Source organism: Tropicibacter naphthalenivorans (assembly GCF_900176475.1).
Lineage (GTDB): Bacteria > Pseudomonadota > Alphaproteobacteria > Rhodobacterales > Rhodobacteraceae > Tropicibacter > Tropicibacter naphthalenivorans.
Window position 1 is genome coordinate 863753 of sequence record NZ_FWXX01000001.1, and the last position, 15890, is coordinate 879642.

Sequence of the window (15890 nt, forward strand, 5' to 3'; positions counted from 1 at the left end):
GATGCAAAGCACCAAGACACTCAAGCGTCACGCCCGTCTGGTCGATGACATGGCGCAGGCCCAAGGCGTTGATCTGGAAGAGCAGATCCTGCGCGGCAAACTCACCGTCACCGAGCTGGAGGACGCGGTTCTGCGCTGCACCGGATGCAGCAACCCGGATACCTGCGAACACTGGTTGGCGGCGCAATCTGGCGAGGCGACCCAAGGCCCGGACTACTGCCGCAACGGCCAGATGTTCCAAGACCTCAAGTGGGGGTGAGCGGATGGAAGACCTCGCCCCCTTTCGCCCCCTTGGCGAAGAAAACGAGCATTACTGGCTGGTGCAGCGCATGGCCAAGGCGACCGGCGTGGATCTGGTCCGCGCCTGGGACCAAGGCCTGCTGACCCACGACGACTGGGCCGCGATCGTGACCAGATGCCGGGGCTGCCGATGGGCCGAAGGCTGCGACCACTGGCTGGACCTGCCCACCGACGCGGACCGCGACCTGCCGCACAGCTGCCTGAACAAGACCCGACTGGCCAAGATCAAGGCCACCCTCGAGGAGAGCACGACATGATCCGACATCTCGGCGACCCCGCCCGACACTTTTTCATGACCCGCAGCGTGGCGCGCGTCATGGGGCTGAGCCTCAGCGATGAAATGAACGAAGGCCGCCTTGCGCCCGAAGCCTACGCTGGCATGGTGACCTGCTGCCGGGGCTGCGCGCTGGTCGAGGCCTGCCAGGAATGGCTGTCGCGGCAGGTGCCGGGGTCGGCCTCTGCGCCTCCGGGATGCTGCAACGCGGCCCTGCTGACCGAGTTGAAAAAGATGCACTGACGCCCCGCAACAGGGGGTCCGAGATGACAAAGGGCGGCCCGCTTGGACCGCCCTTGTTTGTGTTTGTCGCCAAGGCTTAGTGCGCGCGCAGGTTCTTGGCCGATTCCTTGATCGCGTCGTACTGGCCCGACGGACGGAAGCGCCACAGATAGTCGGGCAGAACCGCCTCGGCAGAGACCGGGGTGATTCCCAGATCAGACAGCCCCTTGGCATCCTCGGCCACAACGTTGTCTTTACGCAGGTTGATCACCTGATCCTTGGTGATCTGCGCGGGCACCAGACCCAGCGACAGCGTGTCCACCACCTGCATCACCGACGCCATCGGCCCGGCGACAAAGAACGGGATGTTCACGATCGCTCGGCGGCGGTTGATCACGCGCAGCATCTGCTCCATCAGCGCGCGGAAAGTCGACACCTCCGGCCCGCCCAGCTCGTAGATGCCCGGCGCCGCGGTGCCCAGCACGCCCTGAACGGCGGCCTTGGCCACGTCATCGACATAGACCGGCTGGAACTTGGTGCTTGCGCCAACCAACGGCAGAATCAGCGAGAACCGCGTCATTGTCGCGAAACGGTTAAAGAATGCGTCCTCGGGGCCAAAGATCACCGAGGGGCGCAGAATCATCGCGTCCGGCATGTGGCGCAGGACGGCGGCTTCGCCTTCGGCCTTGGATTTTGCGTAACCGCTTTCAGAATCGGCATCCGCGCCGATGGCCGAAATGTGGACCATGCGCGCGACGCCCTCTTCGGCGGCGAGCTTGGCGATGCGTTCCGCGCCAAGATTCTGCACGGCGTCAAAGTTGTTCTTGCCGCCCGCGTCAAAGGTACCAACGCAGTTCACAACCGCGTCTGCGCCATGCAGGGCAGCGCGCACGCTGGCATCGTCGCGAATATTCGCAAGAATCGGTTCCACCTGACCGACGGCGCCATACGGCTTGACGAACAGCGCCTCATTGGGACGACGGACCGCCACGCGAACGCGCCACCCCTCTTTCGCCATGCGGCGTGCAATGTAGCGCCCAACAAATCCTGAACCGCCAAAAATGGTGACGAGTTTCGACATCGGCCAACTCCTAAACCAGTGCGTGCGAGAGGAGGAATACCCCCCTAAACCCTTGTGAGCAAGGCGCAGCAGAGGAGAAGTGAAATTCTTTTAAAAAAGTTTGTTGACACCCCCCCTAGGTATGCGTAGAAGCCCCCTCACCAACCCGTTGCCCAGATGGCGGAATTGGTAGACGCGCTGGCTTCAGGTGCCAGTGGCCGCAAGGCCGTGGAGGTTCGAGTCCTCTTCTGGGCACCATAAAAAGCCCCTAAGGTTCAACGCCTTAGGGGCTTTTTTGGTTTTAGACCCCAGCCATTCAGATCCCGTGTTCACCCCGCGCCAAATCACTCCAGCAGGGCGACCACACCAAGCAGATCGTCCTGTGTCAGCGGCTTGCTCAGAAACTGGCGCACCATCGGGTATTGAGAGGCTCTTTCCCGGTCGCGCGGGTCCAAAGAGGTGGTCAGCATGACAACCGGGACGTCCTGCAACTGCGGGCCAAGCTGATCCGGCACCATATCCAGGAAATCGAATCCCGAGATGCCGGGCATGTTGATGTCCAAAAAGATCACATCCGGCGTCGGCAAGTCCGGGTTTTTCAGCGCATCAAACGCCTGAGGCACGGTTTGCGCCGTGATGATCTGCGAAAACAGACCCGTCCGGTCGATCAGCCGCTTGTACAGCATCTGATCAAACCGCTCGTCATCGACGGTCATCGCCACCCATTTCTTGTCGTCGCCCGCTTTGGTCATTCCGACCTCATGGGGAGCCAGATGGAAAACTCTGATCCGGTCGCACCATCGGACGTCAGCCCAAGAATGCCATAGTGCGATTCGACCAGCTGCCGGCACAGCGTCAGCCCCAGGCCAGACCCCGGATAATCCTCGTGCAGGTGCAGGCGCACAAAGAGCTCAAACACCTTCTTTTGGAACTCGACCGGGATGCCAAGGCCATTGTCGCTGATCTGGATGCAGTGGCGGCGCGCATCCGGCATATCCTGCCGCGTCACGCGCACACGGACGGGCACATCGGGGCGGCGAAACTTGATCGCGTTGCTCAGCAGGTTTTCAAAGACCACACGCAACTGTTCAAAGTCGCCCTCAACCGTGGGCAGATCTTCGATTTCGATGTCGGCCTGCGCGTTGACGATCTGGGTGCGCAAATCCACCATCGCCGCGGCACAGACGATATTGAGATCAATCGCCTCTCTTTCCCGCGGACGGGCAATGATGCGCGAGTAATCCAGCACCTTGGCGACCTGCGCGCCCATCCGATCCAAAGAGATCTGCCCCTGATCGAGGAACATCAGCAGGTCTTCGGGCAGCTGGTCGCGGTGCGCTTCGAATTCTTGCAGGATCATTCGCAGCGTGTTGGAGGGCGCGCGCAAATCATGCGACAGCGCATAGCTCAGGTCGCGCTGTTCAATCCGCAAACGCCGGGCTGCGTCCGCCTCGCACACCCGGCGAATTTCGTTCGACACGCAGTCGGCCACCTTGCTCAGCATGGCTTTGTCCTGCTCGGTCCAATGCCGCGGCGTGCTGCTGGCCACCGACAGGACGCCGATGGGCTGACGCTCTGGCAGGTAGACCCGCGCACCGAGATACGCCTGTGGCACATCCTGCCCCGCGTCGATGATGTCCTGCGCCAGCGCATGTTCCCGCGTATCGGAAATTCCCCAGGCACCGGGACGCGAAATCGCGTATTTCCCAAGCGACGTTCCAATCTCATATACCCTGTTGGCATCGGTGAAACCGTTCAGGCCGACCACACTTTTGACCGACAGTTTGTCGGTTTCGAAATCAAAAATGGTCAGCGCCGCGCCATCGGTCCCCAAGACAGAGGCGGACAGGCTGCACAGGGCGTCAAAGCCCACTTCGGGCGCGCCATTGAACAAACCAAGCCGTTGAAGGGTTTGCCGCATTCTGCTTCCCCCCGTCCTTAATGCACGCCCAAAGCGTACCCTTAAAAAAGTGCCCCCAAGAGTGTTTATTACGCACACGAAGAGCTTACCTATCCCTTAACAGACCTCAAATCGTTATAGTGGCATCCGGCCAAATTGGCTAAATTCCGCCCTGTTTTTCCTGAAATAAGCGTCGTCAACTTGACCAAACCCGGTCAATTGGCGCATCCAAACGGCGCTTTGCACAGGAAAACAGCCCATGAAAACGATCTACATCCTCAATGGCCCGAATCTAAACCTTCTGGGCAAACGCCAGCCCGAAATCTACGGTTATGAAACGCTGGAGGATGTTGAAAAGCTGTGCCGCGCGGCCTGCGCCGAGGGCTTTGACGTCAAGCTGATGCAGTCCAACCACGAAGGCCAGCTGATCGACTGGATCCACGAAGCGCGCGAGGCCGCCTGCGGCATCGTCATGAACCCCGGCGCCTTCACCCATACGTCGATCGCGATTCTCGATGCGCTTAATGCCTTTGAAGGTCCGGTGATGGAGGTGCATATCTCTCAGGTCCACAAACGCGAAAGCTTTCGCCACCATTCCTATGTCTCGATGCGCGCCGATGGCGTGATCGCGGGGCTCGGCCTCGAAGGCTACGCAGCGGGCACGCGGCGGGTCTGCCAACTGGCCTGACGACCGGCCCCACGCTTTTCCTTGCAAACTGGACGGGAATTGCGTATACGCCCAATCAACAGCGGCGCGCTGGGGTCCAAACCCGGCACGCTACCGAAAAGATGTGCGGGCCGCTGGCCCGTTTTTTTATGCCCGAAAGGCAAGTGACAATGACGAACATGATCGCCAAGACCGGCATGGATCAGCGTCTGGCCGAGATTATCACTCCGGTCATCGAGGACATGGGATTCGAGCTGGTCCGCGTGCGCCTGATGGGCGGCAACACGCCGACCCTGCAAATCATGGCCGAACGCCCCGGCGGCGGGATCGAAGTGGACGAATGCGCCCAGATCAGCACCGCCATCAGCGCCATTCTGGACGTCGAGGACCCGATCCTTGACGCCTATAACCTAGAGGTGTCCAGCCCCGGCATCGACCGCCCGCTGACCCGCCTCAAGGATTTCGAAACCTACGAGGGCTACGAGGCCAAGATCGAGACCGCCGACCTGATCGACGGTCGCAAGCGCTTTCGCGGCATCCTGGCCGGGGTCGAGGACGGCGAAGTGCTGGTGAACCTTGACCAAGAGGGCGAAGAGGTCACCGTGGGCCTGCACTTTGACTGGCTGGCCGAGGCCAAGCTGGTGATGACCGATGAATTGATCCGCGAGATGCTGCGCGCCCGCAAGGCCGCCGGCATCGTGGACGAAACCAAGTTTGACGAGATCGAATCCGACGACGACGCTCGGGAAGAGGAGTAAGACCATGGCAATTACCTCTGCCAACCAGCTGGAGCTGCTGCAAACTGCCGAAGCGGTGGCGCGCGAAAAGATGATCGACCCCGGTCTGGTGGTCGAAGCGATGGAAGAATCGCTCGCCCGCGCGGCGAAATCCCGCTACGGCGCGGAAATGGACATTCGCGTGTCCATCGACCGCCGCACCGGCAAGGCGACCTTTACCCGCGTGCGCACCGTCGTCGAGGACGAAGAGCTGGAAAACTACCAGGCCGAGCTGACCGTTCAGCAGGCCAAGCAGTACATGGCCGACCCGAAGGTGGGCGACACCTTTGTCGAAGAAGTCCCGCCGGTGGAACTGGGCCGCATCGCCGCGCAATCCGCCAAGCAGGTGATCCTGCAAAAGGTGCGCGAAGCCGAGCGTGACCGCCAGTACGACGAATTCAAGGACCGCAACGGCACGATCATCAACGGTCTGGTCAAGCGCGAGGAATACGGCAACGTCATCGTCGACGTGGGCCGTGGCGAGGCGATCCTGCGCCGCAACGAAAAGATCGGCCGCGAAGCGTACCGCCCCGGCGACCGCATCCGCTGCTACATCAAGGACGTGCGCCGCGAGACCCGTGGCCCGCAGATCTTCCTGTCGCGCACCGCGCCGGAATTCATGGCCGAGCTGTTCAAGATGGAAGTGCCGGAAATCTACGACGGCATCATCGAAATCAAGGCCGTCGCCCGTGACCCCGGCTCGCGCGCCAAGATCGCTGTCATTTCCTATGACGGCGGCATCGACCCCGTGGGCGCGTGCGTCGGTATGCGCGGTAGCCGCGTGCAGGCCGTTGTGAACGAGCTTCAGGGCGAGAAAATCGACATTATCCCGTGGAACGAGGATATGCCGACCTTCCTCGTGAACGCTTTGCAGCCCGCTGAAGTCTCCAAGGTGGTTCTGGATGAAGAAGCCGAGCGCATCGAAGTTGTCGTCCCCGACGAGCAGCTGTCGCTGGCGATCGGTCGCCGCGGTCAGAACGTGCGTCTGGCCTCTCAGCTGACCGGACTGGATATCGACATCATGACCGAGGAAGAAGAATCCAAGCGTCGTCAGGCCGAATTCGAAGTCCGCACCAAGCTGTTCATGGACACGCTGGATCTGGACGAATTCTTTGCCCAGCTGCTGGTTTCCGAAGGCTTCACCAGCCTCGAAGAGGTCGCCTATGTTGAGCAGGATGAACTGCTGGTCATCGACGGCGTCGACGAAGACACCGCCAACGAGCTGCAAACCCGCGCCCGCGAGTTCCTCGAAGAGCAAGCCCGCAAGGCCGTGGAACGCGCCCGCGAGCTGGGCGTCGACGACAGCCTGCTTGGCTTTGACGGCCTGACCCCGCAGATGGTCGAAGCGCTGGCCGAAGACGGCATCAAGACGCTCGAAGATTTCGCGACCTGCGCCGACTGGGAACTGGCCGGCGGCTGGACCACCCAGAACGGCCAACGCGTCAAGGACGAAGGTCTGCTCGAAAAGTTCGACGTGTCGCTTGAGGATGCGCAGAACCTCGTGATGACCGCCCGCGTCCTGCTGGGCTGGGTCGACCCCACCGAACTCGAAGCCGACGAAGAAGACGGCGAAGAGATCGCCGAAGAGGCCGAGGAGTAAGCCCTTATGTCGCGCGGTGGACGCCCCAAGGACAACGCAGACGGACCCGAACGCAAGTGCATCGCCACCGGCGAGGCGCAGCCGAAACAGGGTCTGATCCGCTTTGTCGTCGGCCCGGACGGACGAATTGTGCCGGATCTGGCTGGAAAACTGCCGGGGCGGGGACTATATGTCTCTGCCGACCGGGCCGCTTTGGAAAAGGCGGCGAAAAAGGGGCTGTTCTCTCGTGCGGCAAAGCAGCCGGTTCAGGTGCCCGATGGCCTGCCTGACCTGCTGGAGCAGATGCTTGCCAAACGCGTGATCGACTTGATCAGCCTCGCCCGCAAGGGCGGGGGGGCCGTGTCCGGCTACGAAAAGGTCAAGGACTGGCTCATGAAAGAAGAAGCCCGCGTCCTGATCCAAGCCGAAGACGGATCGGCACGCGGCAAGACCAAACTAAGCACGCCATATGGCGGGACTTATATCGGCTGGCTGACGGCCGACGAGCTGGGCATGGCCTTCGGGCGACAAACTGTGATACATGCAGCGCTTGGCGCTGGTGGACTCACGCCTCGTGTAGTAGAGGAAGCCCAAAGATTGAAGGGTATACGCGTCGGAACGTCCGATGCGGATCGCGGCGGCAGGGGCCGCCGGAAAGGATGAAGAAGCTTTATGAGCGATAGTGACGGCAAAAAGACATTGGGTGTACGCGGCGGCGGACCTCGTTCCGGCAGCGTAAAGCAGAGCTTTAGCCATGGCCGCACCAAGAATGTCGTGGTGGAAACCAAACGTAAGCGCGTCGTGGTGCCCAAACCGGGCGCCGGGGCAGGTAAACCCGGTGGCACTGGCCCCGTAGGGTCCGGCGGCAAACGCCCGGCCGGGATCTCTGATGCCGAAATGGAACGCCGCCTGAAGGCGCTGCAGGCCGCCAAGGCCCGCGAGGCCGAGGATCAGGCCAAGCGTGAGGCCGAGGAAAAAGCCCGCGCCGAAGAGCGCGAGCGGATGCGCGCCGAGAAAGAGCAAAAGGAACGCGAGCAGCGCGAGGCCGAAGAGGCTCTGCGCCGCAAGGCCGAGGCCGAAGAGGCCGCCAAGCGTGAAGCCGAGGAAAAGGCAAAGGCAGCTGCCGCAGCCGCCTCTCAGCCCGCGCCCAAGGCCGACGATGGCCGCGCCAAGACCAAGGCCGCGCCGCGCCGCGACGACAAGGCGCCCGCCAACACCCGTGGCGAAGACCGCAACGCCAAGCCGGGCCGTGGCCGCGATGACAACGGTCGCCGCTCTGGCAAGCTGACGCTGAACCAGGCGCTGTCTGGCGAAGGTGGCCGTCAAAAGTCCATGGCCGCCATGAAGCGCAAGCAAGAGCGCCAGCGCCAAAAGGCGATGGGCGGTCAGCAGCAGCGCGAAAAGGTCGTGCGTGACGTTCAGCTGCCCGAGGCCATCGTGGTTTCGGAACTGGCGAACCGTATGGCAGAGCGCGTCGCTGACGTGGTCAAGGCGCTGATGCAGAACGGCATCATGGCGACCCAGAACCAGACCATCGACGCCGATACCGCGGAACTGCTGATCGAAGAGTTCGGCCACAAGGTCGTGCGCGTGTCCGACGCCGACGTCGAGGACGTCATCAAGACCGTCGAAGACAAGCCCGAAGACCTCCAGCCGCGCCCGCCGGTCATCACCATCATGGGCCACGTTGACCACGGCAAGACGTCCCTGCTGGACGCCATCCGCCAGACCAATGTGACCTCTGGCGAAGCAGGCGGCATCACCCAGCACATCGGTGCGTATCAGGTGACGACCAAGAACGGCGACGTTCTGTCCTTCCTCGATACGCCGGGCCACGCGGCCTTTACCTCGATGCGCTCGCGCGGTGCCCAAGTGACGGACATCGTGGTTCTGGTGGTGGCGGCGGATGACGCCGTGATGCCGCAGACCATCGAGGCCATCAACCACGCCAAGGCGGCGCAGGTGCCGATGATCGTGGCGATCAACAAGATCGACAAACCGGCGGCGAACCCGACCAAGGTGCGCACCGATCTTCTGCAACACGAAGTGATCGTGGAAGAAATGTCCGGTGACGTTCAGGACGTCGAGGTCTCGGCGCACACCGGTCAGGGTCTGGATCAACTGCTCGAAGCCATCGCGCTTCAGGCGGAAATCCTTGAACTCAAGGCGAACCCCGATCGCGCTGCCGAAGGCGCGGTGATCGAAGCGCAGCTTGACGTGGGCCGCGGCCCCGTGGCGACGGTTCTGGTGCAGAACGGCACGCTCCGTCAGGGCGACATCTTTGTCGTCGGTGAGCAGTACGGTAAAGTCCGTGCGCTGATCAACGACCAGGGCGAGCGCGTCAAAGAGGCCGGCCCGTCCGTGCCCGTAGAGGTGCTGGGTCTGAACGGCACCCCCGAAGCGGGTGACGTGCTGAACGTGACCGAAACCGAAGCGCAGGCCCGCGAGATCGCCGAATACCGCGCGAACCTCGCCAAGGAAAAGCGCGCCGCCGCTGGTGCCGCGACCACCTTGGAACAGCTGATGCAGAAGGCCAAGGAAGACGAGAACGTCTCCGAGCTGCCGGTTCTGGTCAAGGCCGACGTGCAAGGCTCGTCCGAAGCGATCGTGCAGGCCTTGGAAAAGGTCGGCAACGAAGAGGTCCGCGTGCGCGTGCTGCACTCTGGCGTGGGCGCGATCACCGAGACCGACGTTGGCCTTGCCGAAGCGTCCGGCTGCCCGGTCATCGGCTTTAACGTCCGTGCGAACGCCCCGGCGCGTAACGCTGCAAACCAAAAAGGCGTCGAGATCCGTTACTACAGCGTGATCTACGACCTCGTCGACGACGTCAAAGCGGCGGCTTCTGGCCTGCTGTCGAACGAAGTCCGCGAGAACTTTATCGGCTATGCCAACATCAAAGAGGTCTTCAAGGTCTCGAACGTGGGCAAGGTCGCGGGTTGTCTGGTCACCGAAGGTGTGGCGCGCCGCTCTGCCGGTGTGCGTCTGCTGCGCGACAACGTGGTTATCCACGAAGGCACGCTCAAGACGCTCAAGCGCTTCAAGGACGAAGTGGCCGAGGTTCAGTCTGGTCAGGAATGCGGTATGGCGTTCGAGAACTACGATGATATTCGCGCAGGCGACGTCATCGAAATCTTTGAGCGTGAGGAAATCGAGCGTTCGCTCTGATCCCCCTGCCCTTTTGAAATCGAAAACCGCGCCTGTCACCGGGCGCGGTTTTTCTTTGCCTGCGATTTGTGGAAAATTGGACAAAGAAAAAGGTCGCCCGGCGAAGGCGACCTTTTTCTTTTGTCAGAGGGCGCTGGCAGGCGCCCCAGATATTTGCGGTGTCTTAGGCGGCCTTGGGTGTCGGCGCGCTGACCGGGCGGCCCGTATAGATCCGGTCGCCCACGCGCACCGAAATACGACCATCGGCCAAGGCAGCTTCGAATTGGCCTTGGATCGACACACAAGTACCAAGAGTGATTGTACGCAGCATTTCACATCCCCTGAATTGCGGTTCTCGCGTAAAGATGTACTGCCAATCTGTTAATATTTCCAGAAGCGATGTGGGCGGAATTGTGACAGATCAATAACTTTTGAATAGATCGTTTCCGACATTCGAACGATATGCACGGGAAATAACCGCTTTACTGCACGCTTGCTCAAACAACATGCAGTGTGCCGCTACAGCCAATCGCGCAAAATCGGGATTAACGGAATATCAGCGGGCGGCATCGGATAGTCGCGCAACTGATTCGCACGCACCCATTTCAGCGCCTGCCCCTCTTTGGACATGGGCGTGCCCTTCCATTTGCGGCAGGCAAACAGCGGCATCAGCAGGTGGAAATCGTCGTAGGCGTGCGAGGCAAAGGTCAACGGCGCAAGGCAGCTTTCCCAGGTGTCGATACCCAGTTCCTCTTGCAACTCGCGCACAAGGGCGGTTTCCGGGCTCTCGCCCTGTTCAACCTTGCCACCGGGGAACTCCCACAGACCGGCCATGGATTTTCCCTCGGGGCGCTGTGCCAGCAGAATGCGGCCATCGGGATCAATCAGCGCGACGGCGGAAACGAGAACGATTTTCATTAAACCTGCCAAAGGTAAGGGCGGCGCGCGGTCCCGCACGCCGCAATGAATTTAAGACCGATAGTCGGCGTTGATCGAGATATAACCGTGGGTCAGATCGCAGGTCCAGACCGTCGCCGTGCCCTGCCCCAGACCGATATCGACGTTGATTTCGATCTCGGGCTGTTTCATCAGCGCCGCGCCGTCCTCTTCCTTGTACGACGGGGCGACCCAGCCGTTCTCGGCCACCAGCACCTCGCCAAAGCGGATGCTCAGCAGGTCGCGGTCCGCCGCTGCGCCGGACTTGCCCACCGCCATGACGACACGGCCCCAGTTGGGGTCTTCGCCCGCCACAGCGGTCTTGATCAGCGGCGAGTTGGCAATGGCCATCGCGTGGGTGCGCGCGTCGGCGTCAGAGGCCGCGCCGGTCACGTTGACCGTGACGAACTTGGTCGCGCCTTCGCCGTCCTTGACGACCTGATGCGCCAGGTCGAGGAAGACGCCGTGCATCGCCGCAGCAAAGTCTGCATTGCCGGTGACATCGACGCCAGAAGCCCCGGTCGCCGCCATCAGCAGCGTATCCGAGGTCGAGGTATCGCTGTCCACGGTGATGCAGTTAAAGGTCTTGTCAGAGATGCCAGAGGTCAGCGCCTGCAAGTCCGCACGGGCGATTTTCGCATCGGTAAAGATGTAGACCAGCATGGTCGCCATATCCGGCGCGATCATCCCCGAGCCCTTGGCCATCCCGGCGATCTTGACCGTCTTGCCATCCACCTCGATGGACGCGGTCGCGCCTTTGGGGAAGGTGTCGGTGGTCATGATCGCGTTGGCCGCCGCCTCGATCCCGCCCGCGTCCAGCGCGCCGAACAGCTCATCGACCTTGGCGGTGATGCGGTCATGCGGCAGGCGTTCGCCGATCACCCCGGTCGAGCTGGTAAAGACCCGCTCCGCAGGCAGGCCGGTGGTGGCCGCGACCGCCTCGCAGATCGCCGCGACAGAGCCTTCGCCCGCCTTGCCGGTAAAGGCATTGGAGTTGCCCGAGTTAACGATGATCGCCGCGCCCTGATCGGATTCGCCCGCGATTTTCGCCTGGCAGTCCAGCACGTTGGCCGACCGGGTGGCCGAGCGCGTGAACACGCCCGCCACCACGCTGCCCGGATCGAGCAGCGCCAGCATCACATCGGTGCGCCCCGCGTAGCGCACCCCGGCCTGCGCCGTGGCAAAGCGCACACCGTCAATGACGGGCAGCGCCGGAAAGCTGGCAGGCGCCAGCGGAGAGACAGGATATTTGCCCAATTATTCCTCCAGGAGTTCGACGTTGGACAGGACAGAGGTGTCAAAATCAGCGATGCCCTTGCGGGTCACGTCGGCGTCGGCCACCAGCTTGGCGATGCGGTCCTGAACGGCCTGCTGCTGGATCTGCTGAACCAGCTGGCCGCGCACGGCCTCTAGCGCCGGGGCTTCTTGGGTGCGGGTCTCGTTCAGCTTGATCACGTGCCAGCCGAATTGCGTCTGCACGGGGCCGGTGACGTCGCCGGGGTTCATGGCTTCGACCGCGTTCTGGAACGGCTCGACCATCATGCCCGCCGCGAACCAGCCCAGAGAGCCGCCGTTGGGGCCGGACGGGCCGGTGGATTTGGCCTGCGCGGTGGCGGCAAAGTCTGCGCCGCCCTTGACCTCGATCAGGATCGCCTCTGCCTCTTCCTTGGTTTCCACGAGGATGTGCGAGGCGTTGTATTCCACGCCCTTGTCACCGTCGACGTACTGCGACTTGTACAGCGCCTCGATGGCCTCATCGGTGGCGGCGCGCTCTGCGACGACGGTGATCGCCTCAGAGGCCAGCAGCGAGCGGCGCTCGTTGTCCAGCGCGACCTTGACCCGGCGGGATTCATGCGCGTCCTTGGACTGGGCCAGCGCCTCTTGCTGGACGATCTGGTCCATGATGCCTTCCCACAGGGCGTCGTTCGGCATCTGCTGGTACTGTTCGGGCAGCGTCGCGCGGATCGCCAGCATGTGACCCAGCGTGATTTCCTTGCCATTCACGGTCGCCACCACGGTGTCGGCGGTCACCTCTTCGGCGGAAACAGGCAAGGCCAGCGCAACAGACAGTGCCACAGCGGTCAGCGTTTTGAGGGTTTTTGACATCGTTTTGTCCTTCCAGACAGGGCCGCGAGGGCGTGCGGCGTTGACACTTTCCGGCCCGCCCCTTACATGCCCAAAAGGCTCTGAGGCCGGTCGTTCCCCTATTCCATATGGGCTGTGTGAGTGGCGGGCAAGCAGATGCCGCACACGATGATGGGAACAGGTAAGCAAGATCATGCTGGGAAAACTCGCGCGGAAGGTGTTCGGAACGCCGAATGACCGAAAGATCAAGGCCACTCGACCGCTGGTGGAAAAGATCAACGCGCTGGAGCCGGAGTTTGAAAAACTCGACGACGCCGGCCTGATCGCCAAAACCGAAGAGTATAAAAAGCGCATCGCAGACGGCGAAAGCCTTGATGCGCTGCTGCCCGAAGCCTTTGCCAACTGCCGAGAGGCGGCCAAGCGCGCCCTTGGTCTGCGGGCCTTTGACGTGCAGCTGATGGGCGGGATCTTTCTGCATCAGGGCAACATCTCGGAAATGAAGACCGGCGAAGGCAAGACGCTCATGGCGACCTTTGCCGCCTATCTGAACGCGCTGACCGGGCGCGGCGTTCATGTGGTGACGGTGAACGACTACCTCGCCCGCCGCGACGCCGAATGGATGTCCAAGGTCTACGGCGCGCTGGGTCTGTCCACCGGCGTCGTCTACCCGCGCCAGCCCGATCAGGAAAAGAAAGAGGCCTACGCAGCCGACATCACCTATGCCACCAACAACGAGCTGGGTTTTGACTATCTGCGCGACAATATGAAGTCGGACCTCGCCCAGATTTACCAGCGCGACCACTATTTCGCGATTGTCGACGAGGTGGACTCGATCCTTGTCGACGAGGCGCGCACACCGCTGATCATCTCTGGCCCCGCCGAGGACCGCTCTGAGATGTACGTCAAGATCGACAAGGTGATCCCCGAATTGCAGGACGATCACTTTACCATCGACGAAAAAGCCAAGAGCGTGACCTTTACCGACGAGGGCAACGACTTCCTCGAAGAGCGGCTGCACGCCTATGGTCTGCTGCCCGAGGGCCAGACGCTGTACGACCCCGAAAGCACCACCGTCGTTCACCACGTCAACCAGGGTCTGCGCGCGCATAAGATGTTCCAAAAGGACAAAGACTACATCGTGCGCGATGGCGAGGTTGTCCTGATCGACGAATTCACCGGGCGCATGATGGCGGGTCGCCGCCTGTCCGAAGGTCTGCATCAGGCCATCGAGGCCAAGGAAGGCTGCAACATCCAGCCCGAGAACGTGACCTTGGCGTCGGTGACCTTCCAGAACTACTTCCGTCTCTATGACAAGCTGGGCGGCATGACCGGCACCGCCGCCACCGAGGCCGAGGAATTCGCCGAGATCTACGGCCTTGGCGTGGTCGAAGTTCCCACCAACCGCCCCATCGCCCGCATCGACGAGGACGACCGCGTCTATCGCACCGCCAAGGAAAAGTACCAGGCCATCGTCCAAGAGATCAAAACCGCGCACGCCAAGGGCCAGCCGGTTCTGGTGGGCACGACCTCGATCGAAAAGTCGGAAATGCTCTCGCAGCTGCTGACAGGCGCGAACCTGCCGCACAACGTCCTGAACGCCCGCCAGCACGAGCAAGAGGCGCAGATCGTCGCCGACGCCGGCAAACTGGGCGCGATCACCATCGCGACGAACATGGCGGGCCGCGGCACCGACATCAAACTCGGCGGCAACGTCGAGCTTCAGATCATGGACGCGATTGCCGCCGCGCCTGACCGCGACCCCGAAGAGATCCGCAAGGAAATCGAGGCGCAGCACGACGCTGACGAGCAAGCGGTCAAGGACGCGGGCGGTCTGTTCGTTCTGGCGACCGAGCGCCACGAATCGCGCCGCATCGACAACCAGCTGCGCGGCCGCTCTGGCCGTCAGGGTGACCCGGGCCGCTCGGCCTTTTTCCTGTCGCTGGACGACGACCTGATGCGCATCTTTGGCTCGGAACGTCTGGACAAGGTGCTGTCGACCCTCGGCATGAAAGAGGGCGAGGCAATCGTCCACCCGTGGGTGAACAAGTCGCTCGAACGCGCGCAGGCCAAGGTCGAAGGCCGCAACTTTGACATCCGCAAGCAGCTGCTGAAGTTCGACGACGTGATGAACGACCAGCGCAAGGTGATCTTTGGCCAGCGCCGCGAGATCATGGAAGCCGAGGATCAGTCCGAGATCGTCGAAGATATGCGCCACGAGGTCATCGAAGAGCTGGTGGACATCTACTGCCCGCCCAAGGCCTACGCCGACCAGTGGAACATGCAGGGGCTCTATGCCGCCTGTATCGAAAAGCTGGGGCTCGACCTGCCGATCATCGGTTGGGCCGAAGAGGACGGCGTCGATCAGGACGTGGTGATGCAGCGCATCGAAGAAGCCTCTGACGCGATGATGGCCGAAAAGACCGAAGCCTTTGGCGCCGACACCATGCGCAACATCGAAAAGCAGGTGTTGCTCCAGACCATCGACGCCAAGTGGCGCGAGCACCTGCTGACGCTGGAACACCTGCGCTCGGTTGTGGGCTTCCGTGGCTATGCGCAGCGCGACCCGCTGAACGAGTACAAGAACGAGGCCTTCCAGCTGTTCGAAAACATGCTCGACAGCCTGCGCGAGCAGGTGACCAGCCAGTTGGCGCAGGTCCGCCCGATGACCGAAGAAGAGCAGCGCCAGCTGATGCAGCAGATGATTGCCCAGCAACAGGCCGCTGCCGCTGCAGCCCAGGGCGCGACCGCCTCGCACGAGCCGGTCCTGCCCACCGCCGAGGATACCCCGGTGCAAGAGCCCTTGGTGGCGGGCTTTGACGAGAGTGATCCGTCCACCTGGGGCGAGCCGGGCCGCAACGACCCCTGCCCCTGCGGGTCGGGCAAAAAGTTCAAACACTGCCACGGCTCGCTTGTCTAAGCTGGCGCTTTGAAGAAGACGGCGAAGTTT

Annotated in this window: 16 protein-coding genes and 1 tRNA gene; 10 read left to right on the top strand and 7 right to left on the bottom strand. The window is 62.1% G+C overall.

Annotation, left to right across the window (positions count from 1 at the left end; translation table 11 throughout):
- Window position 1: 1 nt before the first annotated feature.
- From B9A11_RS04195 to B9A11_RS04205, 3 genes are read left to right on the top strand one after another with little or no spacing between them, the layout of a single operon-like run.
- Window positions 2-259: a DUF6455 family protein gene (locus B9A11_RS04195; protein ID WP_058245622.1), complete on the top strand. Its 258-nt coding sequence runs from the start codon at window positions 2-4 to the stop codon at window positions 257-259.
- A gap of 4 nt (window positions 260-263) precedes the next feature.
- Window positions 264-557, top strand: coding sequence for a DUF6455 family protein (locus tag B9A11_RS04200; RefSeq protein ID WP_058245621.1), 294 nt, complete (start codon window positions 264-266; stop codon window positions 555-557).
- Window positions 554-817 (top strand): DUF6455 family protein, encoded by a 264-nt coding sequence (locus tag B9A11_RS04205; RefSeq protein ID WP_058245620.1) that lies wholly within the window; start codon window positions 554-556, stop codon window positions 815-817. Before B9A11_RS04200 ends, B9A11_RS04205 begins: the two co-directional genes overlap by 4 nt.
- 76 nt (window positions 818-893) lie before the next feature.
- Here B9A11_RS04205 and B9A11_RS04210 read toward each other — a convergent pair whose 3' ends face one another.
- Entirely contained in the window at window positions 894-1877 is a 984-nt protein-coding gene (locus B9A11_RS04210) for a complex I NDUFA9 subunit family protein (protein ID WP_058245619.1), read from the bottom strand.
- A gap of 150 nt (window positions 1878-2027) precedes the next feature.
- Here B9A11_RS04210 and B9A11_RS04215 point away from each other — a divergent pair.
- Window positions 2028-2114, top strand: a tRNA-Leu gene (locus B9A11_RS04215).
- Window positions 2115-2200: 86 nt separating this feature from the next.
- Here B9A11_RS04215 and B9A11_RS04220 read toward each other — a convergent pair.
- Together B9A11_RS04220 and B9A11_RS04225 are read right to left on the bottom strand one after the other, a co-directional pair.
- The gene (locus B9A11_RS04220) at window positions 2201-2608 is read right to left on the bottom strand and encodes a response regulator (RefSeq protein ID WP_234988719.1); all 408 of its coding nucleotides are present in this window, start codon (window positions 2606-2608) and stop codon (window positions 2201-2203) included.
- The gene (locus B9A11_RS04225) at window positions 2605-3777 is read right to left on the bottom strand and encodes a sensor histidine kinase (protein WP_058245618.1); all 1173 of its coding nucleotides are present in this window, start codon (window positions 3775-3777) and stop codon (window positions 2605-2607) included. The genes B9A11_RS04220 and B9A11_RS04225 overlap by 4 nt, the downstream gene beginning before the upstream one ends.
- Before the next feature lie 238 nt (window positions 3778-4015).
- Between B9A11_RS04225 and aroQ the strand changes: the two genes are divergently transcribed.
- The 5 genes from aroQ to infB all read left to right on the top strand — a co-directional run bounded on the left by aroQ (window position 4016) and on the right by infB (window position 9943).
- Window positions 4016-4444, top strand: coding sequence for a type II 3-dehydroquinate dehydratase (gene aroQ, locus B9A11_RS04230; RefSeq protein WP_058245617.1), 429 nt, complete (start codon window positions 4016-4018; stop codon window positions 4442-4444).
- Window positions 4445-4593: 149 nt separating this feature from the next.
- Entirely contained in the window at window positions 4594-5181 is a 588-nt protein-coding gene (gene rimP / locus B9A11_RS04235; protein WP_058245616.1) for a ribosome maturation factor RimP, read from the top strand.
- Between the two features lie 4 nt (window positions 5182-5185).
- On the top strand, window positions 5186-6799 hold the full coding sequence (gene nusA, locus B9A11_RS04240; RefSeq protein WP_058245615.1) for a transcription termination factor NusA: 1614 nt from the start codon (window positions 5186-5188) through the stop codon (window positions 6797-6799).
- Window positions 6800-6805: 6 nt separating this feature from the next.
- On the top strand, window positions 6806-7441 hold the full coding sequence (locus B9A11_RS04245; protein ID WP_058245614.1) for an RNA-binding protein: 636 nt from the start codon (window positions 6806-6808) through the stop codon (window positions 7439-7441).
- 9 nt (window positions 7442-7450) lie between these two features.
- Window positions 7451-9943, top strand: a complete 2493-nt coding sequence (gene infB, locus B9A11_RS04250) for a translation initiation factor IF-2 (RefSeq protein ID WP_058245613.1) — start codon at window positions 7451-7453, stop codon at window positions 9941-9943.
- Window positions 9944-10106: 163 nt separating this feature from the next.
- On the opposite strand, the gene B9A11_RS21565 is transcribed toward infB, so the two are convergent.
- From B9A11_RS21565 to B9A11_RS04265, 4 genes are all read right to left on the bottom strand, one after another.
- The gene (locus B9A11_RS21565) at window positions 10107-10253 is read right to left on the bottom strand and encodes a hypothetical protein (protein ID WP_186009167.1); all 147 of its coding nucleotides are present in this window, start codon (window positions 10251-10253) and stop codon (window positions 10107-10109) included.
- 188 nt (window positions 10254-10441) lie between these two features.
- Entirely contained in the window at window positions 10442-10840 is a 399-nt protein-coding gene (mutT, locus tag B9A11_RS04255; protein WP_058245612.1) for an 8-oxo-dGTP diphosphatase MutT, read from the bottom strand.
- A gap of 51 nt (window positions 10841-10891) precedes the next feature.
- Window positions 10892-12115, bottom strand: coding sequence for a bifunctional glutamate N-acetyltransferase/amino-acid acetyltransferase ArgJ (gene argJ, locus B9A11_RS04260; RefSeq protein ID WP_058245611.1), 1224 nt, complete (start codon window positions 12113-12115; stop codon window positions 10892-10894).
- Window positions 12116-12964, bottom strand: a complete 849-nt coding sequence (locus tag B9A11_RS04265) for a peptidylprolyl isomerase (protein WP_058245610.1) — start codon at window positions 12962-12964, stop codon at window positions 12116-12118.
- A 172-nt stretch (window positions 12965-13136) separates the two neighbouring features.
- Here B9A11_RS04265 and secA point away from each other — a divergent pair, with 172 nt between their 5' ends.
- Window positions 13137-15860 carry a preprotein translocase subunit SecA gene (gene secA / locus B9A11_RS04270; RefSeq protein ID WP_058245609.1) on the top strand — a complete coding sequence of 908 codons (2724 nt, stop codon included), beginning with the start codon at window positions 13137-13139 and terminating at the stop codon, window positions 15858-15860.
- Window positions 15861-15890 lie beyond the last annotated feature (30 nt).

Excerpts from the sequence above, each read along its gene's own strand:
- nusA (WP_058245615.1), top strand. The coding sequence starts at position 5,186 with ATGGCAATTACCTCTGCCAACCAGCTGGAGCTGCTGCAAACTGCCGAA.
- rimP (WP_058245616.1), top strand. The coding sequence starts at position 4,594 with ATGACGAACATGATCGCCAAGACCGGCATGGATCAGCGTCTGGCCGAG.
- B9A11_RS04220 (WP_234988719.1), bottom strand. The coding sequence starts at position 2,608 with ATGACCAAAGCGGGCGACGACAAGAAATGGGTGGCGATGACCGTCGAT.
- B9A11_RS04195 (WP_058245622.1), top strand. The coding sequence starts at position 2 with ATGCAAAGCACCAAGACACTCAAGCGTCACGCCCGTCTGGTCGATGAC.
- infB (WP_058245613.1), top strand. The coding sequence starts at position 7,451 with ATGAGCGATAGTGACGGCAAAAAGACATTGGGTGTACGCGGCGGCGGA.
- B9A11_RS04245 (WP_058245614.1), top strand. The coding sequence starts at position 6,806 with ATGTCGCGCGGTGGACGCCCCAAGGACAACGCAGACGGACCCGAACGC.
- B9A11_RS04225 (WP_058245618.1), bottom strand. The coding sequence starts at position 3,777 with ATGCGGCAAACCCTTCAACGGCTTGGTTTGTTCAATGGCGCGCCCGAA.
- B9A11_RS04205 (WP_058245620.1), top strand. The coding sequence starts at position 554 with ATGATCCGACATCTCGGCGACCCCGCCCGACACTTTTTCATGACCCGC.
- aroQ (WP_058245617.1), top strand. The coding sequence starts at position 4,016 with ATGAAAACGATCTACATCCTCAATGGCCCGAATCTAAACCTTCTGGGC.
- B9A11_RS04265 (WP_058245610.1), bottom strand. The coding sequence starts at position 12,964 with ATGTCAAAAACCCTCAAAACGCTGACCGCTGTGGCACTGTCTGTTGCG.
- mutT (WP_058245612.1), bottom strand. The coding sequence starts at position 10,840 with ATGAAAATCGTTCTCGTTTCCGCCGTCGCGCTGATTGATCCCGATGGC.
- B9A11_RS21565 (WP_186009167.1), bottom strand. The coding sequence starts at position 10,253 with ATGCTGCGTACAATCACTCTTGGTACTTGTGTGTCGATCCAAGGCCAA.
- B9A11_RS04200 (WP_058245621.1), top strand. The coding sequence starts at position 264 with ATGGAAGACCTCGCCCCCTTTCGCCCCCTTGGCGAAGAAAACGAGCAT.
- secA (WP_058245609.1), top strand. The coding sequence starts at position 13,137 with ATGCTGGGAAAACTCGCGCGGAAGGTGTTCGGAACGCCGAATGACCGA.
- B9A11_RS04210 (WP_058245619.1), bottom strand. The coding sequence starts at position 1,877 with ATGTCGAAACTCGTCACCATTTTTGGCGGTTCAGGATTTGTTGGGCGC.